Raw genomic sequence first — 26,280 nt, forward strand, 5'->3', positions numbered from 1 at the left:
GCCGATAGACTTGTGAGATTCGTCTGCCGGTGCCGTGCGCCGCTTTCCCGGGGGAGGATCGTCATCACCACGACAACCGACGTGACCGTCGTTCGCGCGCAGCGCACCTCGCTGCGCCGCACCGTACGCGGGTACTTCCTGCTGACGAAGCCGCGGGTGATGGAGCTGCTGCTGGTCAGCACGATCCCGGTGATGTTCCTCGCCGCGGGCGGCGTGCCGAACCTGTGGCTGGTGGCGGCCACCGTTCTCGGTGGCGCGATGTCGGCCGGGTCGGCCGCCGCGTTCAACATGTACCTGGACCGCGACATCGACGTGCGCATGCACCGCACCGAGAATCGTCCGCTGGTCACCGGCGACGTCTCGCCGCGTGGGGCGTTGGTGTTCTCGTGGGTGCTCGCCGTCGTCTCCACGGTGTGGCTGCTGGTCACGACGAATGTGCTGGCCGCGGGGCTGTCGGCCTTCGCCATCTTCTTCTATGTCGTGATCTACACGATGATCCTGAAGCGTCGCACTGAGCAGAACATCGTCTGGGGCGGGATCGCCGGCTGCTTCCCGGTGCTCATCGGCTGGGTGGCGGTGACCGGTTCCCTCGACTGGGCGCCGTTCGTGCTGTTCGTCGTCGTCTTCCTCTGGACGCCGCCGCACTACTGGCCGCTGTCGATGAAGTACAAGGACGACTACGAGGGCGTCGACGTGCCGATGCTGGGCGCCACGCGCAACGGATCGCAGGTCGGCCTGCAGGTCATCCTCTACGCGTGGGCGACCGTCGCCTGCTCACTGCTGCTGATACCGATCGGCCACATGGGTCTCGTGTACACGGTGTCGGCGCTCGTGTTCGGCGGGTGGTTCGCCTACGAGGCGCACGTGCTCTACCAGCGCGCCGTGCGCGGCACAGCCGCGCAGCCGATGCGGGTCTTCCACGCGTCGATCACGTACTTGACGCTGCTGTTCCTCGCCGTCGCGGTTGACCCGCTGCTGCCGTTCTAGGCGGTCGGAGCGCCGACCGCCTCGTTCGCGTCGGCTTCGACGACGCTCTCGTCAGGACCGGCGGCCTCGGCCTGCCAATCGATGGACTCCGCAGCGTTGACGGCGGTCTTCGGGCGCAGTCCGGCGAGGGCGGCGACCGTCAGCGTCAGCAGCAGGCCGATGACGCCCGCGCCGCAGATGATTCCGGCCACGACGACGGCAGGCTGGCCGACGTAGACGTCCACGCCGGTCGCCGTGTTGGCGGCCAGCGCCTGGGTCATCCAGGCGAGCTCGATCTTCATCATCAGTGCACCGCCGATCGTGGCGCCGAGCGAGATGAGAAGGAGAAGCCAGAACGGGATGTTGCGGACGAGACGGGGACGGATGGACATATGTCGGTTCACTCCTGGGTCGGTGCGACCCGGGTGGCCGCGACATCCCACCATGCCCGCTTCGCATCGGAGAAGTCGATGCGGACCCTATGCGTGTTCGCTGGGCTTCTTCAGGTTCAGCACGAGAGCGGTCATCGCGGCGGTGGCCAGGCCCGCCAGGATCATGTGCACGCCCACCGAGAGGGCGGGCAGCCCGGCGCGGGCCTGGTAGACGCCCACCGGGATCTGCACCCCGAGCACGATCAGCAGCAGCACGGCCCAGCGCAGCGTCGGCAGCTTCTGCAGCGACGCCACCGCGGTCAGCACGACGACCAGGGCGAACAGCGTGTACCCGGGGACGGAGTGCACGTGGGCAAGGATCTCGGCGCTCCAGCCATGGCGCACGACCGCGGAGTCACCCGAGTGCGGACCGGAGGCGGTCGTCAGGATGCCGATGATCAGGGTGAGCGCGAGGAACAGCGTCGTCACGTGAGTGAGGATCATGTACCAGCGCGGCACGGCGAGCGTGCGGGGGCCGGAGGGGGTCTTCGCCCGGACGAGGAAGGCCGCCGTGACGGCCACAAGGGCCAGCGTCGCGAAGAAGTGGAAGCCCACGATCCCGGCGTTCAGTCCGGTGAGCACCGTGATACCGCCGACCACCGCCTGCGCGAGGATCCCCGCGACGACGATGACGGCCATCACGAACAGGTCCTTGCGGGTGCGGCGCAGCCTCAGCACGAGAAGCAGCACGGCAAGACCGGCCAGGCCCACCACCCCGGTCATCAGGCGGTTGCCGAACTCGATGTACGAGTGCAACCCCATGCCGGGCACCGGCACGAGGGAGTCGGGTGCGCACAGCGGCCATTCGCATCCGAGGCCCGAGCCGGTGAGCCGCACGGCGCCGCCGGTGCCGATGATGAGCACCTCGGTGATGAACGAGATCCAGGCCGCGACCATCACCCGACGATCGACGCGATCGGGCAGCCACAGCCACAGGCGACGCCGCAGTGTCGAGGGTTCGGTGACGGTCTGCTCGCTGGACATCGTGGTGGAGCCTCCTGGGTGCTCGCCGGGCGCGAGCGCGGCTCCGACCCGACTGTCGGGTGGAGCCTATAGAATCGAGGGGTCGGATGCGGCGCACAAAGGGTCGCATCACTGACAGTCTAGGCGCGCAGCGCGCGTCGCCAGAGCGGACCCGGAAAGCGGCATCCTCCCCACCACACTCCCGTGGGGACCGAGGTTGCCGGGACGGATGACACCGTTGCGGTCCATTGAGGAGAGTGTGTGACGTCATGTCCGATGTTCTGATCGAACGCCCTGAACTCGACGGTCTGGGGGTGTACGAATTCGGCTGGCACGATGACGACATCGCCGGTGCCAGCGCTCAGCGGGGGCTCAGTGAAGCCGTCGTGCGCGACATCTCCCGGTTGAAGAACGAGCCGGAATGGATGCTGAAGGCCCGCCTGAAGGGCCTCGCGCTGTTCCAGCGCAAACCCATGCCCACGTGGGGCGCCGACCTCTCGGAGATCGACTTCGAACACATCAAGTACTTCGTGCGCTCCACCGAGGGCCAGGCGGAGACGTGGGAGGACCTCCCCGAGGACATCCGCAACACCTACGAGCGGCTGGGGATTCCGGAGGCCGAGCGGCAGCGGCTGGTCGCCGGCGTGACCGCGCAGTACGAGTCTGAGGTGGTCTACCACCAGATCCGTGAAGACTTGGAGAGCCAGGGCGTCATCTTCACCGACACCGACACCGCTCTGCGGGAGCACCCCGAGTTCTTCGAGGAGTACTTCGGCACGATCATCCCCGCCGGCGACAACAAGTTCGCCGCGTTGAACACGGCGGTGTGGTCGGGCGGTTCGTTCGTCTACGTTCCCAAGGGCGTCCACGTCGAGATCCCGCTGCAGGCCTACTTCCGCATCAACACCGAGAACATGGGCCAGTTCGAGCGCACGCTGATCATCGCCGACGAAGACTCGTACGTGCACTACATCGAGGGCTGCACCGCGCCGGTCTACAAGTCCGACTCGCTGCACTCGGCCGTCGTCGAGATCGTCGTGAAGAAGAACGCGCGCGTCCGCTACACGACGATCCAGAACTGGTCGAGCAACGTGTACAACCTCGTCACCAAGCGCGCCATCGCCTACGAGGGCGCGACCATGGAGTGGGTCGACGGCAACATCGGCTCCAAGGTGACGATGAAGTATCCGTCGATCTACCTGGCCGGCGAGCACGCCAAGGGCGAGACGCTGTCGGTGGCCTTCGCCGGTCCCGGTCAGCACCAGGACGCCGGTGCGAAGATGATCCACCTCGCGCCCTACACGCAGTCGTCGATCATCTCGAAGTCGATCGCGCGCGGCGGCGGTCGCTCTGGTTACCGCGGCGAAGTGCGGGTCGAGCCCAACGCGCATCACTCCGCTAACACCGTGCGCTGCGACGCGCTGCTGGTCGACACGATCTCGCGCTCCGACACCTACCCGGCCATCGACATCCGCGTCGACGACGTCGAGCTCGGTCACGAGGCCACGGTGTCGAAGGTGAGTGCCGAGCAGCTCTTCTACCTGCAGTCTCGCGGCGTGCCCGAAGACGAAGCCATGGCCATGATCGTGCGCGGCTTCATCGAGCCGATCGCGCGCGAACTGCCCATGGAATACGCACTGGAACTGAACAAGCTCATCGAGATGGGCATGGAAGGATCGGTCGGCTAGATGGCGGCCACGACGACAGCGTCCGAGCAGGCACCCGCCGCTCGGACGGAGGAGAACCACGCACACGTCGACCCGGCAGCCCGCCTGACGGGCTACGACGTCCCCGTCCAGACCCGCTCCGAGCGGCCGCGGTCGTACGACCCGGCCGACTTCGGCACCCCGACCGGGCGCGAGGTCAACTGGAAGCACACCCCGATGAACCGCATCGGCGCGCTGCTGGACGCGAGCGCCGGCGACCCCGACGCCGTCTCGGTCACCGTCACGGGCGCCCCGATGGGCACGCTCGCGATCGGTCAGGCGCCGCGCGGCACCGCGTTCGAACCGGAAGATCTGCCGTCCGCTATCGCGTGGACCGCGGCATCCGATGCCCGTCACGTCATCCTCGACGGTGAGCCCGCCGAGCCGGTCGTGATCGAGATCATCGGCCGGGGCGGCGTCGCGCACGAGCACCTCGTGATCGAGGCGCGGCCGAACGCGCAGGCCACCGTGGTGCTGCGGCACAGCGGCAGCGTCACGCTCGCCGAGAACGTCGAGATCATCGTCGGCGAGGGTGCGCACCTCAAGGTCGTCACGGTCCAGGAATGGCAGGACGACGCCATCCACCTCTCCGCGCACCAGGCGCTGGTGGGGAAGGATGCCACGCTCCGGCACTTCATCGTCAGCTTCGGCGGCGACGTCGTCCGCGTGAACCCGAACGTGCGGCTGGCGGGCAACGGCTCGCACGCCGATGTGTACGGCATCGGCTTCTGCGACGCCGGGCAGCACCTCGAGAACCAGGTGTACGTCTTCCACGAGGGTGCGTCGACCAGCGCCGACGTGCTGTACAAGAGCGCCCTGCAGGGCGAGCAGGCGCACACGGTGTGGATCGGCGACGTGCTCATCGGATCCGAGGCCGTCGGCACCGACTCGTATGAGGCGAACCGCAACCTGGTGCTCACCGAGGGCGCGCACGCCGACTCGATCCCGAACCTGGAGATCGAGATCGGCGACATCGTCGGCGCCGGCCATGCCAGCGCGACCGGTCGCTTCGACGACGAGCAGCTGTTCTACCTGCAGGCCCGCGGGATCGACGAGGCCGAGGCCCGTCGACTGGTGGTGCTCGGGTTCCTCAGCGAGCTCGTGCAGCGCATCGGCATCCCCGAGCTCGAGTCCGAGCTCATCGCCGACATCGAGCGCGAACTCGGCGAGGAGACGGGCGCATGACCGTCGCCCGCGCCTGTGGCGTCAGCGAGCTCGAGCAGGACGCGCCGTTGAAGGTGGAGCTGGAAGGCCACCCGATCTGCATCGTCAAGGACTCGGCCGGCGAGGTGTTCGCGATCGGCGACACCTGCACACACGGCAACATCTCCCTGTCCGAGGGGTTCGTGGAAGACGACACCGTCGAGTGCTGGGCGCACGGCTCCCGCTTCTCGCTGCGCACCGGCCAGCCCCTGAACCTCCCCGCGTATGAGCCCGTTCCGGTCTACGCCGTCACGATCGACGGCGACGACGTGCTCATCGACCCCACCGTCACTGTTCCCACTTCCGAGAAGGAAAACTGAATGTCTGTCCTCGAAATCCGCGACCTGCACGTCACTGTGGAGACGGATGCGGGAGTCACCCCCATCCTCAACGGTGTGACGCTGACCATCCGCACCGGTGAGACCCACGCCATCATGGGCCCCAACGGCTCGGGCAAGTCGACCCTCGCCTACACGATCGCCGGCCACCCGAAGTACACCGTCACGAGCGGCTCGATCACGCTCGACGGCGAGGACGTGCTGTCGATGACCGTCGATGAGCGTGCCCGTGCCGGCCTGTTCCTGGCGATGCAGTACCCGGTGGAGATCCCCGGCGTCACCGTCACGAACTTCCTGCGCACTGCGAAGACCGCGATCGACGGCGAAGCTCCGGCCGTCCGCACGTGGATGAAGGACGTCAAGCAGGCGATGAAGAACCTGCGCATGGACGCCAAATTCGCCCAGCGCAACGTCAACGAGGGCTTCTCGGGCGGTGAGAAGAAGCGCCACGAGATCCTCCAGCTCGAGATGCTGAAGCCGAACATCGCTATCCTCGACGAGACCGACTCGGGGCTCGACGTCGACGCGCTGAAGATCGTGTCGGAGGGCGTGAACCGCGCGAAGGACGCGACGAACCTCGGTGTGCTGCTGATCACGCACTACACCCGCATCCTGCGCTACATCCACCCCGACTTCGTGCACGTGCTCGTCAAGGGCCGTGTCGCCGAAGAGGGCGGTCCCGAGCTCGCCGACCGTCTTGAGGAAGAGGGTTACGACCGCTACCTCGAGGGCGAGCCCGAGCCCGAAGCCTCGATCGACGCGTAGACTCAAGCCATGGCAGCGACGCTGACACCCGAGAAGTATGACGACGTCATCGAAGCGCTGAAAGACGTGATGGACCCCGAGCTGGGGGTCAATGTCGTCGATCTGGGGCTCATCTACGACCTCGCGTGGGATGACGAGAACGATGCTCTCGTCATCCACATGACCCTGACCTCGGCGGGCTGTCCGCTCACCGACGTGCTCGAGGAGCAGACGGCCCAGGCGCTGGACGACGTCGTGGAGCGGTTCCGCATCAATTGGGTGTGGATGCCCCCGTGGGGCCCGGAGAAGATCACCGATGACGGGCGCGACATGATGCGTGCGCTCGGCTTCGCCATCTGAGACACCGTGTGACGGCGGGTGGATGCCCCACCCGCCGTGCAGGTTACGCTCGAAGCGTGACCGTGACACCGCTTCAAGCCCTGCCCGTTGAGCGACTCCGCCAGCGCTCGAGCACTAAATGGCGGACGTACCCCGACGAGGTGCTGCCGCTTTTCGTGGCGGAGACGGACTTTCCGCTCGCGCCCGGCATCACGAAGCGGTTGGCGACCGCGGTCGAGCTCGGTGACACCGGCTACACGCCGCCGGACCCCGGCATCCGTGATGCGTTCAGCGCGTTCGCCCGGCGCCGCTTCGACTGGGAGGTCACACCTGCGCGGGTGCGCTCGACGTGCGACGTGATGATGGGTGTCACCGAGATCTTGCGTGCGGTGACCGAGCCCGGCGACCGCGTGGTGGTCACCCCGCCGGTGTATCCACCGTTCTACGACAGCGTGCCCGAGGCGGGCGCGGTCGTCGAGCGCGTGCCGCTGGCCCGGACCGAAACCGGGTGGGAGCTCGATCTCGCCGGCATCGACGCCGCGCTGGCCGGCGGTGCACGTGGTGTGCTGCTGTGCAACCCGCACAACCCCACCGGCACCGTGCATACCCGCGAGAGCCTGGCGGCCCTCGCCGAGATCGTCGACCGGCACGGCGCGTTCGTCGTCAGCGACGAGATCCACGCGCCCCTCACGCACGCACCGGCCGTCTTCACGCCGTTCCTGGCGGCGTCGGATGCCGCGGCCCGGGTCGGCTACGCGGTCACCAGTGCGAGCAAGGCGTTCAACCTCGCCGGCCTCAAGTGCGCGCTCATGGTCACCGCCTCGCCCGAGACGCAGCGTGTCGTGGATGCGCTGCCCGACGAGGTCGAGTGGCGCACCGGACTGTTCGGCGCGCTGGCTGGACTCGTCGCATTCGACGAGTCCAGCGACGAATGGCTCGACTCGCTGCTCGCCGCGCTCGAACACAATCGTCGCTTGCTGGCCGAGCTGCTGACCGAACACGTGCCGGGCGCACGCTATGTGATCCCGGACGCGGGCTACCTCGCCTGGGTGGACCTGTCGGCGCTGGGCTGGGGTGACAACCCGGCGCGGAAGATCCTGCGCGACGCGAAGGTCGCGCTGCACTTCGGGCCGAAGTTCGGCGCCGAGGGCGCGGGGCACGTGCGCATCAACATCGGCTGTTCGCCCGAGGTGCTCACCGAGGCCGTGCGGCGCATCGGCGCGCTCGTGGACTGAGCGCTCTACATCTCCGGGCGGCCGAGCCGCCAGTAGCCCATGAACGCCACGGCCCGGCGGTCGACACCGTGCTCGGCGACGAGGTGACGTCGCAACTGCTTGATGGCACCGGCTTCGCCGGCGAGCCAGGCATAGAGCGGCGCGCTCTTCAGCGCCGCCCCGCCCTTCGCGGTGCGTGGCACCTCCCACAGCAGGGTGCTGTCGATGTCGACCTCTTCGACGTCCGCGCCGAGCCCTTCGGGCACGAGGGCGGCCGCGGCATCCTTCGCCTGCGGCACCAGATGGGCGTGACGCTCGGCGCCGCGCGCGGCGACCCGGTAGTCGAAGCCGGGGTGCTGCGGGAGGTAGGCGACATCGTCGGCATGCGGCACCTCGAGCACGACGGTTCCGCGCGCGTCGGCGGGCAGCTGCTCGAGGATCACGGCGATCGCGGGGGCGGCGGTCTCGTCGCCGGCCAGCAGGTACGCCGAGGTCTGCGCCGGCGGCACGAAGTCGATGCCGAAACTCACGCCCTCGTGCGGCTTCACCGGGGCCAGCAGCAGCACTTCGTCGCCCACCCGGGCGTTCGCGATCCACGCTGAGGCAGGTCCCGTGATCTCATGCGCCACCATGTCGACGTCCACCTCGCACGCGTCGTTGCGCACAGCTCGCGTCGTGTACGTGCGGAACGGGGGCCGGGCCGCGGCATCCATTCTCCGCCACACGTCGTACCAGTCGTCACCCGTGGGCATGTCGTCGAGGGTCGCCGTCGCACTCGGGAAGACCACCTTGATGCGCTGGTCGTATCCGGGGTCGGCGTAGTCGGCGAGGCCGGAGCCGGCGAAGGTGAAGCGGCGGAAGCTCGGCGTCACATCGGTGATGGCGGCCACGCGGACGCGGAAGAAGCGGTTGTCGGTCACAGCGCGGCTCCAGAAGGAACGGCGGTCGCCAGCACATGGTGGCGTCCGCGGGGGAGGACGATGGGGGCTCCCGAGACGGGGTCGCCGATGACGACGCTGTCGAGCTCGAACACCTCGCGGATGAGGTCAGCGGTGAGGATGTCGGCGGGCGGACCGGCGGAGATCACCCGGCCCTCGCGCATCGCGAACAGGTGGTCGGCGTAGCGTGCCGCGAGGTTCATGTCATGCAGCACCATGACGATGGTGGTGCCCCGTTCGCGGTTGAGGTCGGTGAGCAGATCGAGCACTTCGACCTGGTGGGCGACGTCGAGGAACGTCGTCGGCTCGTCGAGCAGCAGGATGTCGGTCTGCTGTGCGAGCGCCATCGCTATCCACACGCGCTGGCGCTGGCCGCCCGACAGCTCGTCGATGCTGCGGTCGGCGAGGTCGGCGATCCGCGTGGTCTGAAGCGCCTGAGCGACGACCTCGTCGTCGTGTGCGCTCCAGCGTGCGAGCATGCTCTGGTGCGGCTGGCGGCCGCGTCCGACGAGATCGGCCACGACGATGCCCTCGGGAGCGACCGGGCTCTGCGGCAGCAGGCCGAGAGTGCGGGCGATCTGCTTCGTGTGCTGCCGGTGCAGCGGGACGCCATCGAGCAGCACCTCGCCCGTGCGCGGTTTGAGCAGCCGGGCGAGCGCACGCAGCAGCGTCGACTTGCCGCAGCCGTTGGCGCCGATGATCGCGGTGATGCCGCCGGCGGGTACCTCGAGATCGAGACCGTCGACGATCGTCCGCTCGCCATAGGCGAGGGAGAGGGATGCTGCCGAAAGGGTGTGCGACACGGTCACAGTGATGCCCCCGAGCGGTTGAGACGGATGAGGAGGAAGATCAGGAACGGGGCGCCCAGGACTCCGGTGATCACGCCCACCGGGTAGCGGTGGTCGAACGCGAACTGGCCGACGAGATCGGCGACGAGCACGAGCAGCGCGCCGACGAGGCCCGAGGCCGGCAGCAGCGCGCTGGAAGGCCCGACGAGACGCGCGGCGATCGGACCGGACATGAACGCGACGAAGGCGATCGGACCGGCCGCAGAGGTTGCGAAGGCCAGGAGCGCCACGGCGGCGACCAGCACGATGATGCGCGTGACGTGCGTGTGCACGCCGAGGCCCGTGGCGGTGTCGTCGCCGAGCCGCAGCGTCGACAGCGTCCGCGACTGCGAGAGCAGCATCGGTACGAGCAGGGCGAAAGCGATCGCCAGCGGCAGGATGGCAGGCCAGTCTGCCGCGTTCAGGCTGCCGGTGAGCCACCGCATGGCCGCCTGCAGGTCCCACGACGCGGCCTTCGACAGTGCGTAGGTGATGACGCTGTCGAGCATGGCGGCGACGCCGATGCCGATGAGGATCAGGCGCGTGCCGGCGAAGCCGCCCCGATGCGCGAGAAGGTAGATGCCCGCGGCGGTCACGAGGGCGCCCGCCAGCGCGAGGAACGACACCGTGACGGCGTCGAGGTTCAGCAGCACGATGCCGACGACGGCGGCCGCGCTGGCGCCCGAGCTGATGCCGATGACGTCGGGCGAGGCGAGCGGATTGCGCAGCATGGTCTGGAAGGTGACACCGGCCGCGCCGAAGGCGAACCCGGCGAGCGTCGCGAGGACGGCGCGCGGCAGGCGCAGGTCGCCGACGGTGAATGAGGCGCCCGGCACGGTCTGGCCGATCAACACCCGCCAGACCTCCTCGGGCGTATAGAAGGTGTCGCCGACCATGAGGCTGATCGCGAACACGGCGGCGACGGCGACGGCCAGGGCCGCGACGATGATGCCGCGACGGCGCGCACGACGGCGGCGCCCACTGACGAGAGCGCGCACGGTCGTGACATCGGGTGCCGTCAGCACAGTGCTCACAGTTCGCGCACCTTCTGGCGCCGGACGATCCAGATGAAGAACGGCGCGCCGACCAGAGCGGTGACGATGCCGACGTCGAGTTCGCTGGGCCGTGCGACGAGCCGCCCGATGACGTCGGCGGCCACGAGGAGCCCGGCACCCGTGATCGCCGAGAACGGCAGCAGCCAGCGGTGGTCGGTACCCACCAGCAGTCGGCACAGGTGGGGGATGACGAGCCCGACGAAGCCGATAGGACCGGCCACGGCGGTGGCTGCGCCGCAGAGGACCACCGCGCCCGCGGCCGAAACGAGCCGCGTCCGGGTCACGTGGGCGCCCAGTCCCGCGGCCAGGTCATCGCCCAGGGCCAAAGCGTTCATGCCCCGCGCACTGAGCAAGCAGATGGCGGCGCCCACGGCGAGCGCCGGTCCCACGAGGCCGATGCGATCCCAGGTGGCACCGCCGACGCCGCCGATCTGCCAGAACCGGAAGCTCTCCATGGCGTCGGTGCGGGGCAGCAGTACCGCCTGCACGAGCGACGCGAAGGCGGCGGAGGTGGCGGCACCGGCGAGCGTGAGCTTGAGCGGTGTGGCACCGCCCGAGCCGAGCGAGCCGACGGCGTACACGAACACGGCGGCGACCGCCGAGCCGATGACGGCGGCCGCCATCAGGGCGCCCGGCGTGGACACGCCGATCAGCACGATGGTGATGACCACGGCAAGCGCTGCTCCTCCGGAGACCCCCAGGATGCCGGGGTCGGCGAGCGGATTGCGCGTGATCGCCTGCATCGAGGCGCCCGACAGGGCGAGCGCGGCTCCGACCAGCACGGCCAGCGCGGTGCGTGGCAGCCGGGCGACGACGGCGGCTTGGCCGACGGTCTCGGTGTGCCCGCCGAGCGCCGCGAGCACGTCGGGGAGAGGAACGAAGCGCACGCCGAGCGCGACCGAGGCCACGCACAGCGCCGCCAGCGCGCACACGGCGACGACGAGCCAGCCGGTGCGTGCGGTGCGACTGCGCCGGCGTGTGACGGCGAGCGTCGCAGGCCGAGCGGTCGCGGTGGCGGTCATGGTGTCCGAGGTCCTTGCCGAGATCAGCCCAGGGCGTTCGCGAGCAGGGCGAAGTAGTCGTGGATGCCCCAGCCGATCGACAGTGGCGAGGGGTTCGCCGAGGCGGCCAGCGGTGTGTCGTTCTTCAGCACGGCGACGTGGCCTGCCTTGATCGCGGGGATCTTCGAGAGCAGCGGGTCGGCCTGCAGGCTCTTGATCATGGCCTCGGCGTCATCGCCATACGTGACGAACAGGTCGACGTCGTCGAATCGGTCGGCCTGCTCCGACGAGACGGTGACGTAGAACTCGTTGGTCTTAGCCGACTCCTCCTTCACGACCTGTGGCTCGGGCATGCCCAGGCTCAGCAAGAACCCAGGGCGGGTGTCATGGTCGGTGTAGAAGCCGATCTTGCTGTAGTCGGCCGGGTCGATGTACGAGAAGAGGACCTTGGCGTCTTTGAGCTTCGGGAAGTCGGCCAGTGCATCGTCGACCTCGCCGTGCAGCTGGTCGATGAGCGCGTCGCCCTTCTGCTCGAGGCCGATCGCCTGGGCATCCATGCGGATCATGTCCTCGTACGAGGTGCCGTACGCTGTGCCGGGGTAGGCGACCACCGGGGCGATCTTCGAGAGCGTGTCGTAGTCGCTCTGCGTGAGTCCCGAGTACGCGGCGAGGATGACATCGGGCCGGGTGTCGGCGACGGCCTCGAAGTCGATGCCGTCGGTCTCGTCGTAGAGGGCGGGCGTCTCGCCGCCGAGCTCGGCGATCTTGTCTTCGGCCCAAGGCAGGATGCCGTCGTGGTCGTCGTCGCCCCAGGTGACCTTCGCCATGCCGACGGGTACGACGCCGAGGGCCAGCGGAACCTCGCCGTTGCCCCATGCCACCGTCGCGACCCGCTCGGGCTTGGACTCGATGGTCGTCGTGCCGTAGACGTGGTCGATCGTGACGGGGAAGCCGTCGGAGGCCTCGGCCTGGTCAGCGTTGTCGGCGGGGGCTGCGGAGCCGCTTGCGCAGCCGGCAAGGGCCAGCGAGGATGCAGCGACCACGGACAGGGCGGCCAGCGACAGGGCACGGCGGATGGGCACGAGAGGGCTCCTTCACGGGGCGGTCAGGGTTGGTAAGGCTAGCCTAACAGCCCCGAACTCCGTGTGTCAGGACGCCGGCTCGACCAACCCTGCGTCGTAGGCGAAGATGACGGCCTGCACGCGGTCGCGTGCTCCGATCTTGCCGAGCACCTTGCCGACGTGGGTCTTCACGGTCTGTTCGGCGATGAACAGTTCGGCCGCGATCTCACCGTTCGAGCGGCCCTGTCCGATCAGCTGCAGCACTTCTCGCTCGCGCTCGGTGAGTGCGCCCAACAAGGGGCTTTCGCGTCCGGCTGCCGGCTTCTGCGCGGCGAAGCGCGAGATGAGCCGCCGCGTCACCCGTGGCGAGAGAAGGGCGTCGCCGTCGGCGACGACGCGCACGGCGTTCACGAGCTCTTCGGGGAGAGCGTCCTTGAGCAGGAAGCCGCTGGCTCCGGCCTGCAGCGCGTCATACACGTAGTCGTCGATGTCGAACGTCGTGAGCATGATGATGCGCGGCGTCTTCGCGGCGGGGCTGTCGGGGGAGAGGATGCGGCGGGTCGCCGCGATCCCGTCGAGCTGCGGCATCCGCACGTCCATCAGGATCACGTCGGGCTGTACGCGCACGGCCATCGTGACGGCTTCGGCGCCGTTGGCGGCCTGTCCGACGACGGTGATGCCGTCATGGGCGTCCAGGAGCGCCGCGAATCCCGCGCGGACGATGGGTTGATCGTCGGCGACGAGGACATCGATGCTCACAGGGTGGCCTCCGAGGGGTCGGTCGGGGGCGCTGTCGGAAGATGCGCGACAACCGTCCAGCCGCCGTCCGCGTCGGCCCCCGCTTCCACGCTACCGCCGAGCAGCTGCGCGCGTTCGCCCATGCCGCGCAGGCCGTGCCCGCCACCCGGAGTGCCCGACGGGTGGTCGGACGGGGCATTGTGCACGCGCAGCGTCAGGTCGGCGGCATCCGTCGTCACGTACACCGAGATCGCGGCACCCGGAGCGTGGCGGACGGCGTTGCTGAGGGCTTCCTGCACTATGCGGTAGGCGGCGATCTGCGCGGCGGGTGCTATCTCGTCCGACACCGCCTGGACCAGGCCTACCTCCGCCCCCGCGCGCCGCGTCGTCTCGACGAGGGCGGGGATGTCGTCGATGCCGCGCTGCGGGGCCAGCTCGGCGGTCTGGTCCTCGGTGCGCAGCACGCCCAGGATGCGGCGCATCTCGGTCAGCGAGGTGCGCGCGGTCGCGGCGATGCCCTCGAACTCGGCGAGGGCCCGCTCGGGCAGGTCCGGGACGCGATAGCGGGCCGTGGAGGCCTGCACCTGGATGAGCGACATGCTGTGCGCCACGACGTCGTGCAGCTCGCGCGCGATGCGGGTGCGTTCCTCGACGAGCTCGCGTCGGGTCTGCTCCTGAGCGGTCAGCGCGCGCTGGCTGCTCAGTTCGTCGCCGAGGCGCAACCTGCCGGCCAGCAGAGCCGCTATCACGTACAGGCCGGCCACGATCGCGACCGTCGTGATGATGTCGTTGGCACTCGCGATGGACGGTTCGATGGCCGACGCGATCATGCCGGCGGCCACGCCGAACGCGATCAGGATCAGGCCGGTGCGCCATCCATGCAGGAAGGTGAGGGATGCCGTGCACACCGCGAACGCGATGAGCATGGGCACCGACCACGGCCAGGGTGCTGTGACGGGCGTCACCCCGAGCGAGGCGAGGGGGAACAGGGCCGCGGATGCCGTGAACAGCACGATGGCCACCGTCGGGCGGCGTACACCGACGAGGGGAGCACCGACCGCGAAGAGTCCCAGAAGCATCGCTATCGCTGCGTTGGCGCCGTAGACGGCGACGTGCACGGGCACCAAGACCGGGTAGAGCGCCACTGCGGTGATGCCGAGTACCAGATAGGTGACGGCGCGGCCGCTGCGCAGACTGCGCGGTAGGGGCAGACCCGGAATGCGCATGCGCTTCATCCTGCCACCTCGACCGGCTGTGCGGTCTCGCGTGCTGCGTCCTCGGCGGCCTCGCGGCGCCGGCGGCGCGCCGCGACGATGCGGTCGACGACGATGCCGGCGGCGACGGCCACCGCGACTCCGATGACGGTGGCCAGCAGCGGCTGCTCGCCGAGCCAGCTGCCCGCGAGAACGCCGATGGCAGCTCCATAGGCAGCCCACAGCACTGCCCCGATGATGCTCACGGGCAAGAAGCGGCGCCACGGGTAGCCGAGGGCGCCCGCGCTCATGTCGACCGCCACGCGCCCCACGGGCACGTACCGAGCGCCGATGATGAGGGCCGCGCCGCCGCGGGTGAGTGCACGACGGGCGCGGGTGAACGCGGCAGCGATGCGCGGCCGGCGCATCCAGGCGAAGCGGGTGGTGCCGAGGGCCCGGCCGAGCGCGTACGCGAGGTTGTCACCCAGCACGGCGCCGGCGATTGCAGCCAGGCACAGGAGGGGAACCACGGCGAGAGACCCGGATGCCGCGGCCGCTGCGGCGGCGGCGACGAGGACCGTCTCGCTCGGCACCGGCGGGAAGAGCGCGTCGACCGCGGCGACGACGAACATCACGAGCAGCACCCAGGGGGATGCGGCCGCGGTCAGGATGAAGGCGTTGATCAGGTCCACTCCCGAACCATAGAAAGCGGGCGCCCGCGTCCACATCCCTCCGAGGTATCGTCCGCGTCATACCTCGGAGGGGTCTTTGCGCTGCGCGACCTATACTGGGGGGCTGGCCGTTCGGCCGCCTTCCCCTTTTTCTCCGAGTGAATGGATGTGACCTGTGCTTGCCGCGGTTGACCTTGAGATCCGCGTGGGTGCGCGCACCCTCATGTCGGATGTGTCGTTCCGCGTCGCCAGCGGCGACAAGATCGGCCTGGTCGGACGCAATGGCGCGGGCAAGACGACCCTCACCAGGGTGCTCGCCGGAGATCTGCTGCCCGCCGACGGCAAGGTCGACCGCTCCGGCGAACTCGGCTATCTGCCGCAGGACCCGCGGTCGGGCGACCCCGACATGCTGGCGCGCACACGCATCCTCGACGCGCGCGGCCTCGGCTCGCTGCAGCTGGGCATGCGCGAGGCGTCCGAGAACATGGCGTCGGACGACGTGGATGCCGCGGCCCGTGCGATGCGCAAGTACGCGAACCTCACCGAGCGGTTCGAGGCGCTCGGCGGCTACGCGGCCGAGGCGGAAGCGGCATCCATCGCCCACAACCTCTCTCTTCCCGACCGGATCCTCGATCAGCCGCTGCGCACGCTCTCGGGCGGTCAGCGTCGCCGCATCGAGCTGGCCCGCATCCTCTTCTCGGACGCCGAGACGATGATCCTCGACGAGCCGACGAACCACCTCGACGCCGACAGCGTCGTGTGGCTGCGCGAGTTCCTGAAGGGCTACCGGGGCGGTCTCATCGTCATCAGCCACGACGTGGAACTGGTCGGCGAGACGGTCAACCGGGTCTTCTACCTGGACGCGAACCGCCAGGTCATCGACATCTACAACATGAACTGGCGCAACTACCAGCGCCAGCGCGTGGCCGATGAGGAGCGCCGCAAGAAGGAGCGCTCGAACGCCGAGAAGAAGGCGACCGCGCTGCAGCAGCAGGCCGCGAAGTTCGGTGCCAAGGCGACCAAGGCCGCTGCCGCGCACCAGATGATCGCGCGGGCCGAGAAGCTTCTCTCGGGGCTCGAAGAGGTGCGGGCGGTCGACCGTGTCGCGAAGCTGCGCTTTCCGAAGCCGGCGCCGTGCGGCAAGACGCCGCTCATGGCGTCGGGCCTGTCGAAGTCGTATGGGTCGCTGGAGATCTTCACCGATGTGGACCTCGCCATCGACCGGGGCTCACGCGTCGTGGTGCTGGGCCTCAACGGTGCCGGCAAGACGACGTTGCTGCGCATTCTCGCCGGTGTCGACGCGCCCGACACGGGTCAGGTCGAACCCGGTCACGGCCTGAAGATCGGGTACTACGCGCAGGAGCACGAGAACCTCGACGTGAGTCGCTCCGTGCTCGAGAACATGATGTCGGCAGCCCCCGACATCTCGGCGACCGAGGCGCGCAAGGTGCTGGGATCGTTCCTGTTCACGGGCGACGACGTGCTCAAGCCCGCCGGGGTGCTCTCCGGCGGTGAGAAGACGCGGTTGTCGCTTGCCACGCTCGTCGTCTCGAGCGCCAATGTGCTGCTGCTGGACGAGCCGACGAACAACCTCGATCCGGCTTCGCGCGAGGAGATCCTCGGCGCGCTCGCGCACTACGAGGGATCGGTCGTGCTCGTGTCGCACGACGAGGGCGCCGTCCAGGCGTTGAACCCCGAGCGCGTGCTGATCCTGCCCGACGGCGTCGAAGACATCTGGGGTCGTGACTACGTCGATCTCGTGACGCTCGCGTAGCGCGCAGAGCCGCCGTCGGGTCTAGCGCGGCGCGTTGTCGAGCAGTGCGTCCTCGTCGGCTGAGTCGCGGTCACGGCGCTTCTCGCGCTTCTCGCGGATGCGGCGCGCCGAGGTCTCGGCCTCGAGTGCGGCGGCCGCTGCGGGGTCGGTCTGCGCGAGTGCGGCGACGGCGGCGGCGTCTTCGGCCGCCTCGCGCCGTGCGCGCCGCTCGGAGCGGATCACATACCAGATGAAGATGAACCCCATCACGGCGAACATGATCCATTGGACGCCGTACGAGAGGTAGGGGCCGCTGTCTGCGGACGGGACCTCGAAAGGCTGCGGCATCACTGCGGGCGCCGGATCTTCGGAGACGAGCTGGCCGTACGCGCCCTGGTCGAGCGCGGCGCCGTCGGCTCCGCCGATCTTGTCGGCGATCAACGGCAGGTGGACCGAAGGCACCTGACCGTCCGGTGCGTCCGCACCAGACGAGGGGAGGTTCTGACCGGGGACGAGCCGGGTCACGACGGTGACGGTGCCGGTCGGTGCATCGGGGATCGTGTCGGGCGTGGGCTGGCGGTTTCCCGGCGGCTCCCAGCCGCGATCGACGAGGAAAACACGACCGTCGTCGAGACGCAACGGGACGATGATCTCGTAAGCGGCCGTGCCGTCGTGGACCGTGTTGCGCACGAGCAGCTGCTGATCGGTGAGGTAGGTGCCGGTCATGCGCACCTGTCGCCACTTCAGATGCTCGGGCAGCGTCTGGCCGGGGGAGAGAAGCTCGTCCAGCGCGACCGGGGCGGTGTCGTAGTTCTCGGCGATGATCGCCAGCTGCTCGGTGCGGTCCGCGTTCTTGCTGAGCTGCCAGTGGGAGAGGAAGGCGCAGGCGATCGCGAAGACGATGGCGACGCTGATGTACGCGGTCCAGCGCACCGCGGCAGGGGCCGACTGTCGGCGGCTCATCGGGACTCCTGGGTGTCGGGGGTCGGGGCGGTGAACGGTTCGACGGCCACGGGGAAAGCCCGGGCGGCGAGGTAATCACGCAGGTATGCGACGTGTTCGTCGCACGCGAGCCAGATCTTGCGGCGGTCGGCGGCATGGATACGCGGATTACGCCACACCACCTGCTGGGTGGCGGGCTCGCGGCATCCCGCTCTCGAACAGGTCGGAGCGTCTGTCACGACGGATCCTCCGGCGCGTGGCCGGGATGCGGGGTCTCACGCGTCTCGCGGACCGTGATCACCTCGTCGTGCGCGTCGGAGGAAGGCGGTGCCGGGTGTGCCTCGAGTTCGCGCCCCGGCGGCACCGCATTGACCGTCTTGGCATCCTGGCCTGCGTTGGCCAGCACCACGGCGATGTATGGGAGGAAGATCGCACCGGCCCCGAACACCCAGGTCCACCAACCCAGCGGCTGGACGAACACCATGAGCAGGAAGCACAAGACGCGCACGCCCATCATGATCAGGTAGCGCGCGGAGCGCGACGTCACCTCATCGCGTGGTGCTCGCGGCAGAGACGTGGCGGATTGGGTGTGGGCGGTGTTCTTCACTGTCGTTCCAGCCTACGCCGGGTGGCTGTGCGCGTCGCCGCTAGGCTGGATCGCGCATTCATTCGTCCACCCCGGAGGTCACCCATGTCCGACGACCGTGTCGTCCTCGTCACCGGCGGAAACCGCGGCATCGGACGCGCCATCGCCGCCCGCTTCGTCGCCAACGGTGACAAGGTGGCCGTGACCGCGCGCAGCGGCGAAGGTCCGGAAGGCACGCTGACAGTGCGGGCGGATGTGACCGATGCCGCGTCCGTCGATGCGGCGTTCACTGAGGTCGAAGAGAAGCTCGGCCCCGTGACCGTCGTGGTCGCCAACGCCGGCATCACGAAAGACACGCTCCTGCTGCGCATGACCGAGGACGATTTCGACAGCGTGGTGGACACGAACCTCGGCGGTACGTTCCGCGTCGTCAAGCGTGCATCGAAGGGGATGCTGAAAGCCCGGTGGGGGCGCGTCGTCCTCATCTCGTCGGTCGTCGGGCTGTACGGCTCGGCCGGTCAGATCAACTACGCGAGCTCGAAGGCCGGACTCGTCGGCTTCGCGCGCTCGCTGACCCGCGAGCTCGGCGGCCGGGGCATCACCGCCAACGTCGTGGCGCCCGGGTTCATCGAGACCGAGATGACAGCAGAGCTGCCCGAGGAGAAGAAGGCCGAGTACAAGAAGGCGATCCCGGCTGGGCGCTACGCGTCGGCCGACGAGGTCGCCGGTGTCGTCGCGTGGCTCGCGTCGGATGACGCGGCCTACATCTCGGGTGCCGTCATCCCCGTCGATGGCGGACTCGGGATGGGGCACTAGAGGGCGTATGGCTCGAGGAACTCCTCGATCGCCTCGATCGTGGTCGCGTTGTCGGTGTGCAGATGGCCGCGGATGCCCACGGCGGCCGCGCCGTCGAGTGACACCCGGTGGTCATCGATGAACAGCACGTCGTCGGGTCGCGCGTTCATGAGTGAGAGCGCGGCGGCGTAAGCAGCGGCATTCGGCTTGGCCACTCCGATCTCGTGGCTGTAGAAGATCGGGTCGACGACCGACGACAGGTCGAAGCGGCGTTCCTCCTCTTCGCGCGCGCCGTCGGCGGAGTTCGAGAGGGCGGCCCGGCCGACGTGGGCCGGCAGTGACCGTGCGTAAGCGAGGAGCTCGCTGTTCGCGGAGCCACAGTAGGCGTTCCAGAACTCGGTGCGCACGTCCGCGCGGATCGCGGCGTCGAAGCCAAGTGCGTCGCCGACGCGACGCCAGTACTCGGCCTCGCCGCCCTGCTCGATGTCGATGCGGGGGAGGTCAGCCGCGTCGATGCGCGCGCCGAAGGTCTCGGCATCGAGCCCGGCGCGCTCGCGCAGACGGGCCGAGAACCGTGGCTGCCAGTGGCCGTCGTCGGCGAGGGCGAACACGCCACCGATGTCGAACAGGATCCACGGCTTCGTCGTCATCGGGCCACTCTACGGCTCGCCCGGCCCGTCGGGATGGGTACGAGCGCTCGAGCTCGGACCCGAGTGTGCGCACGTTGTCGATGCCTGCCATGACCGTCTCAGTCGTTCATCGTTCAGAAGGGTGGCTGTGGCCCAGACCCCGCGTTCGGGCAGACACATCCGGGATGAGGCCTCCAGGGCCGCGCACCAATACCGAACAAGCCTTCGAGCGCCAAACCCCTAATTACAGTCTGATCTGGGATATCAATCCGGGAGAATCCTACCTTGAACCTCCGACACCGCCTCATCCGGACGGGCTCGCTCCAGGGACCGGACGATGGCGACAGCGAGCGCTTCGGGCTCCGACAGCTGCGGCCAATGCCCGGTGTCGAGATGCACGACCTCGACATCGCGGATCCCCGTCAACTCGTCCTCCCAGGGCGCCCAGCGCGCCAATTCATTTCGCAGTGCGATCTCGTCCTGCCGCCCCGACAAGAGCGTGACCGGGATGTCGCGCCGCGCCGGGTTACTCAGCTCGACAGCGTCGGTGGGCACCCGCATCGGGACGGAGCGGAGACTCACGGCATCCCGCATCTCATCGTCGAGATCGGCGATGTCGGCGCCGTCGAAGTAGTCCCAGCCCGGGAACGGGACGACGCCGTCGAGCGCGGGGAACTCCGAGATGCCGAATCCGGATGCCGGGGGCACGCTGTCGACGAAGATCACCTGCGACACATGCTCGGGGCGCGCATCGGCGGCCGCCCAGGCGACATTTCCGCCACCCGAGTGGCCGACGATGGCCACAAGCGAGTCGCACTTGTCGATCTCGGCGACCACGGTGGCGACCCAGTCCTCGAAGCCGACGTGCGCCGCGGCAGAGACCGGCTCACCCACGCCGGGCATGGTGAGGGCATGAGGCGTGTGTCCCGCGCGTTCGAGGGCGGGGACCACGCCGTCCCAGGATGATGCGTCCAGCCAGAGTCCGGGGACCAGGATGACGTCCATGTCCGCACCATAACGCGCCGCGGCGACATCGGAGCGGAGAACGCCCGGTGTTCCGCTCAGCGAGCGGGCGACGGCAACAGCGGCACGACCTGTGACAGATCGACCGGGCCGACGACCAGGTCGGCCTGGGCGCGCACTGCGGGCTTCGCGTTGAACGCCAGGCCGAGAGCGGCGGCCGCCATCATCTGCAGGTCGTTCGCTCCGTCGCCGATGGCCAGCGTGCACGACATGGGCACGTCGTGATCCGCGGCCCATTCGCGGAGAGCTGCGGCCTTGCCCGCGGCATCCACTATCGTCCCGTCCACCCGACCGCTGAGCACCCCGCCATCGACCTCGAGGCGGTTGGCGCGCCAGACGTCCACGCCCAAGCGCGGCGCGAGCGCGTCGAGAATCTCGTGGAACCCGCCCGACACGACGCCGACGACACCGCCGCGCGCGTGCACGGCGTCGATCAGCTCGGTGACGCCGGGCGTGGGCTCGATGCGCGCCAGAACGCGCTCGAACGCCGACACCGGCACGCCCGCGAGCGCCTCGGCGCGCGAGCGCAGGCTCGCCGCGAAGTCGACCTCGCCGCGCATCGCGGCCTCGGTCGCCGCGGCCACCTCGGCACCACGGCCGACTTCATCGGCGATGAGCTCGATCACCTCATTGCGGATGAGGGTGGAATCGGCATCGAGGACGACGAGAAGACGCGCAGACACCCGACCACAGTACCGGGCAGGTCACGCCTCGATGCGCACGCCCTTGCCCACCACAGTGATGCCCGAATCGGTCACGGTGAAGCCACGTTCGAGGTCACGCTCGCGATCCACTCCCACGGTCGCGCGGTCGGCGAGCACGACGTTCTTGTCGAGGATCGCCCGGTGCACGCGCGCGCCCTGACCGACTTGCACGTGATCGAAGACGACCGAATCGGTGATCGTCGATCCGCCGGCGGCCAGGTTCCACGGGCCGATGACGCTGCGCTCGAGGTGCGTGCCCGACAGCACCGACCCCAGCGAGACGATGGAGTCGATCGCGTTGCCGATGCGGCCCACCGAGTCGCGCACGAACTTCGCCGGCGGCGAGTTCACGGTCTGCGAGTGGATCGGCCACGCCATGTTGTAGAGGTTGAAGACCGGCAGCGTGGAGATGAGGTCCATGTGCGCGTCGAAGAACGAGTCGATCGTCCCCACGTCGCGCCAGTATGCGCGGTCGCGGTCGTTCGACCCGGGCACGTCGTTGTGCTTCATGTCGTAGACGCCGGCCTCGCCCCGCTCGACGAAGTAGGGCACGATGTCGCCGCCCATGTCGTGATTGCTCGTGGCGTCTTCGCCGTCGTCAGTGACCGCTTCGATGAGGGCATCGGCGTCGAAGATGTAGTTTCCCATCGACGCCAGCACCTCGTGCGGAGCGTCGGGGAGGCCCTCCGGGTTCTGCGGCTTCTCGAGGAACTGCTGGATGCGCCCGTTCTCGTCGGCGTCGATGACGCCGAACTGGTCCGCCAGCGAGATGGGCTGACGGATGCCGGCGACGGTCGCACGCGCGCCCGAGGCGATGTGCGCGTCGAGCATCTGACGGAAGTCCATGCGGTACACGTGGTCCGCCCCGATGACGATGACGATGTCGGGCTGCTCGTCGTTGAGGAGGTTCAAGCTCTGCAGGATCGCGTCGGCCGAACCCGTGAACCACCGCTTGCCCAGTCGTTGCTGGGCCGGCACCGTCGCCACGTATGAGTCGAGCAGCGCCGACATGCGCCAGGTCTGCGAGACGTGCCGGTCGAGGCTGTGCGACTTGTACTGCGTCAGCACGACGATCTGTCGCAGGCCCGAATTGATGAGGTTCGAGATCGCGAAGTCGATGAGCCGATACTGCCCGCCGAACGGGACGGCCGGCTTCGCCCGGTCCGCTGTCAGCGGCATCAGTCGCTTGCCCTCACCGCCGGCGAGGATGATTCCGAAGACCTTTGGTGCGGCTGGCATGGCACCACACTAGGCCCAACCGCGGCCCTGTACTAGCGTTCCTGACATGCGCGTCGACATCGTGACGAAGGAATACCCGCCGGAGATCTACGGAGGCGCCGGAGTACACGTCGCCGAGCTCGTGAAGGCGATGAGACAGGATGCTTCAGCCGCTCTCGATGTGAGGGTCAGAGCGTTCGGCGCCGAGCGCGACGAGTCCGGCACGAGCTCCTACGCGGTGCCCGCGGAGTTGGCCGGCGCGAACCCCGCGATCCAGACCCTCGGCACGGACCTGGCCATCGTGTCGGACGTGGCCGGAGCCGATGTCGTGCACTCGCACACCTGGTACGCGAACTTCGCCGGGCACGTGGCATCCCTCCTGCACGGCATCCCGCACGTGATCACCGCGCACAGCCTCGAGCCGTTGCGCCCGTGGAAGGCCGAGCAGCTGGGCGGCGGCTACGCGGTCTCGAGCTTCATCGAGCGCTCCGCATACGCGTCGGCCGCGGCCATCGTCGCCGTCTCGGACGGAATGCGCTCTGACATCCTGCGCAGCTATCCCGAGCTCGACCCCGGCAAGGTGCGTGTCATCTACAACGGCATCGACGTGCAGGAGTGGCATCCCGTCGACGATCCCGCGGTGCTTGCCAAGCACGGCATCGATCCTTCGCGTCCGTCGGTGGTGTTCGTCGGGCGGATCACCCGGCAGAAGGGGCTGCCCTATTTCCTGCGCGCCGCAGAGCGCCTGCCCTCCGACGTGCAGCTCGTGCTGTGCGCGGGCGCCCCCGACACTCCGCAGATCATGGAAGAGGTACAGGGGCTCGTCCGCGGGTTGCAGTCCACCCGCGAGGGCGTCGTCTGGATCGAGGAGTTTCTGCCGCGCCACGAGCTGTGCACGATTCTCGGACAGGCGACGGCCTTCGTCTGTCCGTCGATCTACGAGCCGCTGGGCATCGTGAACCTCGAGGCCATGGCGTGCGGAGCGGCCGTCGTGGCCACGGCGACCGGCGGCATCCCCGAGGTGGTCGTCGACGGCGTGACCGGGCGGCTCGTGCCCATCGACCAGGCCGACGATGGCACCGGCACGCCGCACGACCCGGAGCGGTTCGTCGCCGATCTCGCCGCGACGCTCACCGAGGTGGCCACCGATCCGGAGGCCGCAGAACGGTACGGGCAGGCCGGCCGTGAACGCGCTGCGCGTGACTTCAGCTGGGCGACGATCGCCGAGCAGACCGCGGCGCTGTACGCGGAGTTGCTCGCCGGTGACAAGTAGGCTTGAAGGCATGCCTCAGGTCCTCGAGTTCTCCGACGTCGTCGTCCGCCGAAACGCCCGGGACATCGTCGATCATGTCGACTGGTCGGTCACCGATGATCAGCGCTGGGTCATTCTCGGTGCCAACGGCGCAGGCAAGACCACACTGCTGCAGCTCGCCTCGACACTGCTGCACCCCACGAGCGGCGGCGTGACGATCCTCGATGAGCGTCTCGGTCACACCGACGTGTTCGAGCTGCGTCCGCGCATCGGTTTCGCGTCGACGGCGATGGCGCGCCGCGTGCCGCCGGAGGAGACAGTGCTCGACGTCGTCATGACGGCCGCATACTCGGTGGTCGGGCGCTGGAACGAGACCTACGAGGACATCGACGAGCGCCGCGCGCTGCGGGTACTGGCGGAGTGGAAGCTCGATCATCTCGCCGACCGGACCTTCGGCACCCTCTCGGAGGGGGAGCAGAAGCGGGTGCAGATCGCCCGCGCGGTGATGACCGACCCCGAACTGCTGCTGCTCGACGAGCCGAGCGCGAGTCTCGATCTGGGCGCCCGCGAAGAGCTGCTGCAACTGCTCGGCGGCTATGCGCAGGCACCGACGACGCCCGCGATGGTCATGGTCACCCACCACGTCGAGGAGATCCCCGTCGGTTTCACGCACGTGCTGCTGTTGCGCGAAGGCTCGGTGGTGGCCGCGGGGCCGCTGGCGAGCGTCCTGACCGCGGAGAATCTCAGCGCGACCTTCGGCATGCCGATCACCCTCACCGCCACCGATGGACGGTACGCCGCACGGGCCGCGTCGGCGGATGCCTCCGACAACTGATAGAATCGATCCTTGGTGCTCCGGCGCCGTAGATTTCCCTTCCGTACTCGCAAGGAAACCCAATGAAGACTGACATCCACCCCGACTACCACGCCGTCGTTTTCCGCGACCTCGGTTCGGGCGAGACCTTCCTGACCCGCTCCACCGCGACGAGCGACAAGACCATCGAGCTCGACGGTGCCGAGTACCCGGTCATCGACGTCGAGATCTCTTCGGCGTCGCACCCGTTCTACACGGGCAAGCAGCGCATCCTCGACTCGGCCGGCCGCGTCGAGAAGTTCAACCAGCGCTTCAAGGGCTTCGGCGGCGCCAAGTAGGCTCAGCCGTTCGCAAAGGCCCCGCCTCGGCGGGGCCTTTCGCATGCCCGGGAGGCACGTGTCAGCGGATCGGCCAGCTGCCGTCGAGCTTCTCGGCGGGATCGATGCGCCCGATGCGCACAAAGTACGCTGTGAGACTCTCGGCCTGATCGCGCGCCCACCCGATCTGCTGGGTGTGCAGTTCTGCGGCCGTGGCCGGCAGAGCATCGGGAAAGCGTTGCGCGAGCGCGAGCGCCACGCGGCCGGCGGCCACCGCATCGGCGCAGGCCTCGTGTGCGTCGTCGCCGAGCATCACCGCGTAGTGGGCAGCGACCGCGGTGAGGGTGCGCTTACCGCGGCGGTAGCGATCGCACGCCTTGTCGATGACGAGCGGGTCGATCACTGGAGACGGTGTTGCGATCGGCTCGACGCCGTGACGCGCCGCCTCGTGGGCGAGCAGTGAGAAGTCGAACGGGGCGTTGTACGCGACGATCGGGATGCCGGCCTCGAACAGCGCGCGCAGCGCCGCCGTCACCTCGGCCACGACCGCGGCGGCCGCTCGCCCCTCGGCACGTGCGCGTGCCGTCGTCACGCCGTGGACGGCGGCCGCGGCATCCGGAATCTCCACACCGGGATCCGCGATCCAGTCGTGTGCGTCGAGCACGAGCCCCTGACCGTCGAGCAGTCCGACGTGCGCGGTGACGACGCGATCCTGTGTGACGTCGATGCCCGTCGTCTCGAGGTCGAACACCCCCACCCGCGTCGACCATTCCGGTGCGATGAAGAGGGGCAGTTCGTCCATGCCGCCCACGGTATGCCACGCCTCCGACATCCGGAGCCGGCATGCCGGGTCCGTAGA

At 68.8% G+C, this 26,280-nt stretch carries 30 protein-coding genes; 12 read left to right on the top strand and 18 right to left on the bottom strand.

The features are described 5' to 3' along the window. The first annotated feature begins 81 nt into the window (after positions 1-81). On the top strand, positions 82-987 hold the full coding sequence (locus PU630_RS06620) for a heme o synthase (RefSeq protein WP_275279557.1): 906 nt from the start codon (positions 82-84) through the stop codon (positions 985-987). On the opposite strand, the gene PU630_RS06625 is transcribed toward PU630_RS06620, so the two are convergent. Both PU630_RS06625 and PU630_RS06630 read right to left on the bottom strand, forming a co-directional pair. Then, on the bottom strand, positions 984-1,358 hold the full coding sequence (locus tag PU630_RS06625) for a dinucleotide-utilizing enzyme (protein WP_275279559.1): 375 nt from the start codon (positions 1,356-1,358) through the stop codon (positions 984-986). The two genes, PU630_RS06620 and PU630_RS06625, sit on opposite strands and share 4 nt — an antisense overlap. 87 nt (positions 1,359-1,445) lie before the next feature. After that, a complete protein-coding gene (locus PU630_RS06630) occupies positions 1,446-2,381 on the bottom strand; it encodes a COX15/CtaA family protein (protein WP_275279560.1) in 936 nt (311 codons plus the stop codon). Between the two features lie 248 nt (positions 2,382-2,629). Between PU630_RS06630 and sufB the strand changes: the two genes are divergently transcribed. Genes sufB through PU630_RS06660 form a run of 6 tightly spaced genes read left to right on the top strand, consistent with a single transcriptional unit; the run spans position 2,630 to position 7,925 of the window. Beyond that, positions 2,630-4,048, top strand: a complete 1,419-nt coding sequence (gene sufB, locus PU630_RS06635) for a Fe-S cluster assembly protein SufB (protein ID WP_275279561.1) — start codon at positions 2,630-2,632, stop codon at positions 4,046-4,048. Then, positions 4,049-5,251, top strand: coding sequence for a Fe-S cluster assembly protein SufD (gene sufD / locus PU630_RS06640; protein WP_275279563.1), 1,203 nt, complete (start codon positions 4,049-4,051; stop codon positions 5,249-5,251). Continuing rightward, positions 5,248-5,589, top strand: coding sequence for a non-heme iron oxygenase ferredoxin subunit (locus tag PU630_RS06645; RefSeq protein ID WP_275279565.1), 342 nt, complete (start codon positions 5,248-5,250; stop codon positions 5,587-5,589). The genes sufD and PU630_RS06645 overlap by 4 nt, the downstream gene beginning before the upstream one ends. Beyond that, positions 5,590-6,372: a Fe-S cluster assembly ATPase SufC gene (gene sufC / locus PU630_RS06650; protein WP_275279566.1), complete on the top strand. Its 783-nt coding sequence runs from the start codon at positions 5,590-5,592 to the stop codon at positions 6,370-6,372. Positions 6,373-6,381: 9 nt separating this feature from the next. Next, positions 6,382-6,711 (top strand): metal-sulfur cluster assembly factor, encoded by a 330-nt coding sequence (locus PU630_RS06655; protein ID WP_275279567.1) that lies wholly within the window; start codon positions 6,382-6,384, stop codon positions 6,709-6,711. A 56-nt stretch (positions 6,712-6,767) separates the two neighbouring features. Further along, the gene (locus PU630_RS06660) at positions 6,768-7,925 is read left to right on the top strand and encodes a MalY/PatB family protein (RefSeq protein WP_275279568.1); all 1,158 of its coding nucleotides are present in this window, start codon (positions 6,768-6,770) and stop codon (positions 7,923-7,925) included. A 5-nt stretch (positions 7,926-7,930) separates the two neighbouring features. Here PU630_RS06660 and PU630_RS06665 read toward each other — a convergent pair whose 3' ends face one another. The 8 genes from PU630_RS06665 to PU630_RS06700 all read right to left on the bottom strand — a co-directional run bounded on the left by PU630_RS06665 (position 7,931) and on the right by PU630_RS06700 (position 15,409). Further along, positions 7,931-8,824 (bottom strand): siderophore-interacting protein, encoded by an 894-nt coding sequence (locus tag PU630_RS06665; protein WP_275279569.1) that lies wholly within the window; start codon positions 8,822-8,824, stop codon positions 7,931-7,933. Beyond that, on the bottom strand, positions 8,821-9,651 hold the full coding sequence (locus tag PU630_RS06670; protein WP_275279571.1) for an ABC transporter ATP-binding protein: 831 nt from the start codon (positions 9,649-9,651) through the stop codon (positions 8,821-8,823). The genes PU630_RS06665 and PU630_RS06670 overlap by 4 nt, the downstream gene beginning before the upstream one ends. Then, positions 9,648-10,703, bottom strand: coding sequence for a FecCD family ABC transporter permease (locus PU630_RS06675; protein ID WP_275279572.1), 1,056 nt, complete (start codon positions 10,701-10,703; stop codon positions 9,648-9,650). Before PU630_RS06675 ends, PU630_RS06670 begins: the two co-directional genes overlap by 4 nt. Beyond that, positions 10,700-11,746: a FecCD family ABC transporter permease gene (locus PU630_RS06680; RefSeq protein WP_275279573.1), complete on the bottom strand. Its 1,047-nt coding sequence runs from the start codon at positions 11,744-11,746 to the stop codon at positions 10,700-10,702. Before PU630_RS06680 ends, PU630_RS06675 begins: the two co-directional genes overlap by 4 nt. A 23-nt stretch (positions 11,747-11,769) precedes the next feature. After that, a complete protein-coding gene (locus PU630_RS06685) occupies positions 11,770-12,801 on the bottom strand; it encodes an iron-siderophore ABC transporter substrate-binding protein (RefSeq protein ID WP_275280041.1) in 1,032 nt (343 codons plus the stop codon). A gap of 72 nt (positions 12,802-12,873) precedes the next feature. Continuing rightward, positions 12,874-13,545, bottom strand: coding sequence for a response regulator (locus PU630_RS06690; protein ID WP_275279575.1), 672 nt, complete (start codon positions 13,543-13,545; stop codon positions 12,874-12,876). Continuing rightward, the gene (locus PU630_RS06695; protein WP_275279576.1) at positions 13,542-14,759 is read right to left on the bottom strand and encodes a sensor histidine kinase; all 1,218 of its coding nucleotides are present in this window, start codon (positions 14,757-14,759) and stop codon (positions 13,542-13,544) included. The genes PU630_RS06690 and PU630_RS06695 overlap by 4 nt, the downstream gene beginning before the upstream one ends. Beyond that, on the bottom strand, positions 14,756-15,409 hold the full coding sequence (locus PU630_RS06700; protein WP_275279577.1) for a DedA family protein: 654 nt from the start codon (positions 15,407-15,409) through the stop codon (positions 14,756-14,758). The genes PU630_RS06695 and PU630_RS06700 overlap by 4 nt, the downstream gene beginning before the upstream one ends. Before the next feature lie 154 nt (positions 15,410-15,563). On the opposite strand from PU630_RS06700, the gene abc-f reads away from it, so the two are divergent. Then, positions 15,564-17,162: a ribosomal protection-like ABC-F family protein gene (abc-f, locus tag PU630_RS06705; protein WP_275279578.1), complete on the top strand. Its 1,599-nt coding sequence runs from the start codon at positions 15,564-15,566 to the stop codon at positions 17,160-17,162. 21 nt (positions 17,163-17,183) lie between these two features. Here the strand turns inward: abc-f and PU630_RS06710 are convergent, their stop codons facing one another. Genes PU630_RS06710 through PU630_RS06720 form a run of 3 tightly spaced genes read right to left on the bottom strand, consistent with a single transcriptional unit; the run spans position 17,184 to position 18,630 of the window. Next, on the bottom strand, positions 17,184-18,104 hold the full coding sequence (locus PU630_RS06710) for an SURF1 family cytochrome oxidase biogenesis protein (protein ID WP_275279579.1): 921 nt from the start codon (positions 18,102-18,104) through the stop codon (positions 17,184-17,186). Beyond that, complete coding sequence (locus tag PU630_RS06715; RefSeq protein WP_275279580.1) at positions 18,101-18,322, bottom strand: hypothetical protein; 222 nt, start codon at positions 18,320-18,322, stop codon at positions 18,101-18,103. The genes PU630_RS06710 and PU630_RS06715 overlap by 4 nt, the downstream gene beginning before the upstream one ends. After that, positions 18,319-18,630, bottom strand: coding sequence for a DUF3099 domain-containing protein (locus PU630_RS06720; RefSeq protein ID WP_275279581.1), 312 nt, complete (start codon positions 18,628-18,630; stop codon positions 18,319-18,321). Before PU630_RS06720 ends, PU630_RS06715 begins: the two co-directional genes overlap by 4 nt. A 144-nt stretch (positions 18,631-18,774) precedes the next feature. On the opposite strand from PU630_RS06720, the gene PU630_RS06725 reads away from it, so the two are divergent. Then, positions 18,775-19,485, top strand: coding sequence for a beta-ketoacyl-ACP reductase (locus PU630_RS06725; RefSeq protein WP_275279582.1), 711 nt, complete (start codon positions 18,775-18,777; stop codon positions 19,483-19,485). Here the strand turns inward: PU630_RS06725 and PU630_RS06730 are convergent. The 4 genes from PU630_RS06730 to glgC all read right to left on the bottom strand — a co-directional run bounded on the left by PU630_RS06730 (position 19,482) and on the right by glgC (position 23,059). Then, positions 19,482-20,114, bottom strand: a complete 633-nt coding sequence (locus tag PU630_RS06730; RefSeq protein WP_275279583.1) for an HAD-IA family hydrolase — start codon at positions 20,112-20,114, stop codon at positions 19,482-19,484. The genes PU630_RS06725 and PU630_RS06730 overlap by 4 nt on opposite strands. A 243-nt stretch (positions 20,115-20,357) precedes the next feature. Continuing rightward, positions 20,358-21,098: an alpha/beta fold hydrolase gene (locus PU630_RS06735; RefSeq protein ID WP_275279585.1), complete on the bottom strand. Its 741-nt coding sequence runs from the start codon at positions 21,096-21,098 to the stop codon at positions 20,358-20,360. Between the two features lie 56 nt (positions 21,099-21,154). Next, positions 21,155-21,799 (bottom strand): phosphoserine phosphatase SerB, encoded by a 645-nt coding sequence (gene serB, locus PU630_RS06740; RefSeq protein ID WP_275279587.1) that lies wholly within the window; start codon positions 21,797-21,799, stop codon positions 21,155-21,157. A gap of 21 nt (positions 21,800-21,820) precedes the next feature. Continuing rightward, complete coding sequence (gene glgC / locus PU630_RS06745) at positions 21,821-23,059, bottom strand: glucose-1-phosphate adenylyltransferase (protein ID WP_275279588.1); 1,239 nt, start codon at positions 23,057-23,059, stop codon at positions 21,821-21,823. A gap of 46 nt (positions 23,060-23,105) precedes the next feature. On the opposite strand from glgC, the gene glgA reads away from it, so the two are divergent. The 3 genes from glgA to PU630_RS06760 all read left to right on the top strand — a co-directional run bounded on the left by glgA (position 23,106) and on the right by PU630_RS06760 (position 25,442). Continuing rightward, positions 23,106-24,311, top strand: coding sequence for a glycogen synthase (gene glgA / locus PU630_RS06750; RefSeq protein WP_275279590.1), 1,206 nt, complete (start codon positions 23,106-23,108; stop codon positions 24,309-24,311). A 10-nt stretch (positions 24,312-24,321) separates the two neighbouring features. Beyond that, complete coding sequence (locus tag PU630_RS06755) at positions 24,322-25,125, top strand: ABC transporter ATP-binding protein (RefSeq protein WP_275279591.1); 804 nt, start codon at positions 24,322-24,324, stop codon at positions 25,123-25,125. 62 nt (positions 25,126-25,187) lie between these two features. After that, positions 25,188-25,442, top strand: a complete 255-nt coding sequence (locus PU630_RS06760; RefSeq protein WP_275279592.1) for a type B 50S ribosomal protein L31 — start codon at positions 25,188-25,190, stop codon at positions 25,440-25,442. Positions 25,443-25,503: 61 nt separating this feature from the next. On the opposite strand, the gene PU630_RS06765 is transcribed toward PU630_RS06760, so the two are convergent. After that, complete coding sequence (locus PU630_RS06765; RefSeq protein ID WP_275279593.1) at positions 25,504-26,223, bottom strand: exonuclease domain-containing protein; 720 nt, start codon at positions 26,221-26,223, stop codon at positions 25,504-25,506. Positions 26,224-26,280 lie beyond the last annotated feature (57 nt).

Source organism: Microbacterium horticulturae (genome assembly GCF_029094505.1).
Taxonomy (GTDB): Bacteria; Actinomycetota; Actinomycetes; order Actinomycetales; family Microbacteriaceae; genus Microbacterium; species Microbacterium horticulturae.

Bases quoted from the DNA above. Each gene is read 5' to 3' on its own strand.
- PU630_RS06625 (WP_275279559.1), bottom strand. From the start codon at position 1,358: ATGTCCATCCGTCCCCGTCTCGTCCGCAACATCCCGTTCTGGCTTCTC.
- PU630_RS06630 (WP_275279560.1), bottom strand. From the start codon at position 2,381: ATGTCCAGCGAGCAGACCGTCACCGAACCCTCGACACTGCGGCGTCGC.
- sufB (WP_275279561.1), top strand. From the start codon at position 2,630: ATGTCCGATGTTCTGATCGAACGCCCTGAACTCGACGGTCTGGGGGTG.
- sufD (WP_275279563.1), top strand. From the start codon at position 4,049: ATGGCGGCCACGACGACAGCGTCCGAGCAGGCACCCGCCGCTCGGACG.
- PU630_RS06645 (WP_275279565.1), top strand. From the start codon at position 5,248: ATGACCGTCGCCCGCGCCTGTGGCGTCAGCGAGCTCGAGCAGGACGCG.
- sufC (WP_275279566.1), top strand. From the start codon at position 5,590: ATGTCTGTCCTCGAAATCCGCGACCTGCACGTCACTGTGGAGACGGAT.
- PU630_RS06655 (WP_275279567.1), top strand. From the start codon at position 6,382: ATGGCAGCGACGCTGACACCCGAGAAGTATGACGACGTCATCGAAGCG.
- PU630_RS06680 (WP_275279573.1), bottom strand. From the start codon at position 11,746: ATGACCGCCACCGCGACCGCTCGGCCTGCGACGCTCGCCGTCACACGC.
- PU630_RS06695 (WP_275279576.1), bottom strand. From the start codon at position 14,759: ATGAAGCGCATGCGCATTCCGGGTCTGCCCCTACCGCGCAGTCTGCGC.
- PU630_RS06710 (WP_275279579.1), bottom strand. From the start codon at position 18,104: ATGAGCCGCCGACAGTCGGCCCCTGCCGCGGTGCGCTGGACCGCGTAC.
- PU630_RS06725 (WP_275279582.1), top strand. From the start codon at position 18,775: ATGTCCGACGACCGTGTCGTCCTCGTCACCGGCGGAAACCGCGGCATC.
- PU630_RS06730 (WP_275279583.1), bottom strand. From the start codon at position 20,114: ATGACGACGAAGCCGTGGATCCTGTTCGACATCGGTGGCGTGTTCGCC.
- PU630_RS06735 (WP_275279585.1), bottom strand. From the start codon at position 21,098: ATGGACGTCATCCTGGTCCCCGGACTCTGGCTGGACGCATCATCCTGG.
- glgC (WP_275279588.1), bottom strand. From the start codon at position 23,059: ATGCCAGCCGCACCAAAGGTCTTCGGAATCATCCTCGCCGGCGGTGAG.
- glgA (WP_275279590.1), top strand. From the start codon at position 23,106: ATGCGCGTCGACATCGTGACGAAGGAATACCCGCCGGAGATCTACGGA.
- PU630_RS06755 (WP_275279591.1), top strand. From the start codon at position 24,322: ATGCCTCAGGTCCTCGAGTTCTCCGACGTCGTCGTCCGCCGAAACGCC.
- PU630_RS06760 (WP_275279592.1), top strand. From the start codon at position 25,188: ATGAAGACTGACATCCACCCCGACTACCACGCCGTCGTTTTCCGCGAC.
- PU630_RS06765 (WP_275279593.1), bottom strand. From the start codon at position 26,223: ATGGACGAACTGCCCCTCTTCATCGCACCGGAATGGTCGACGCGGGTG.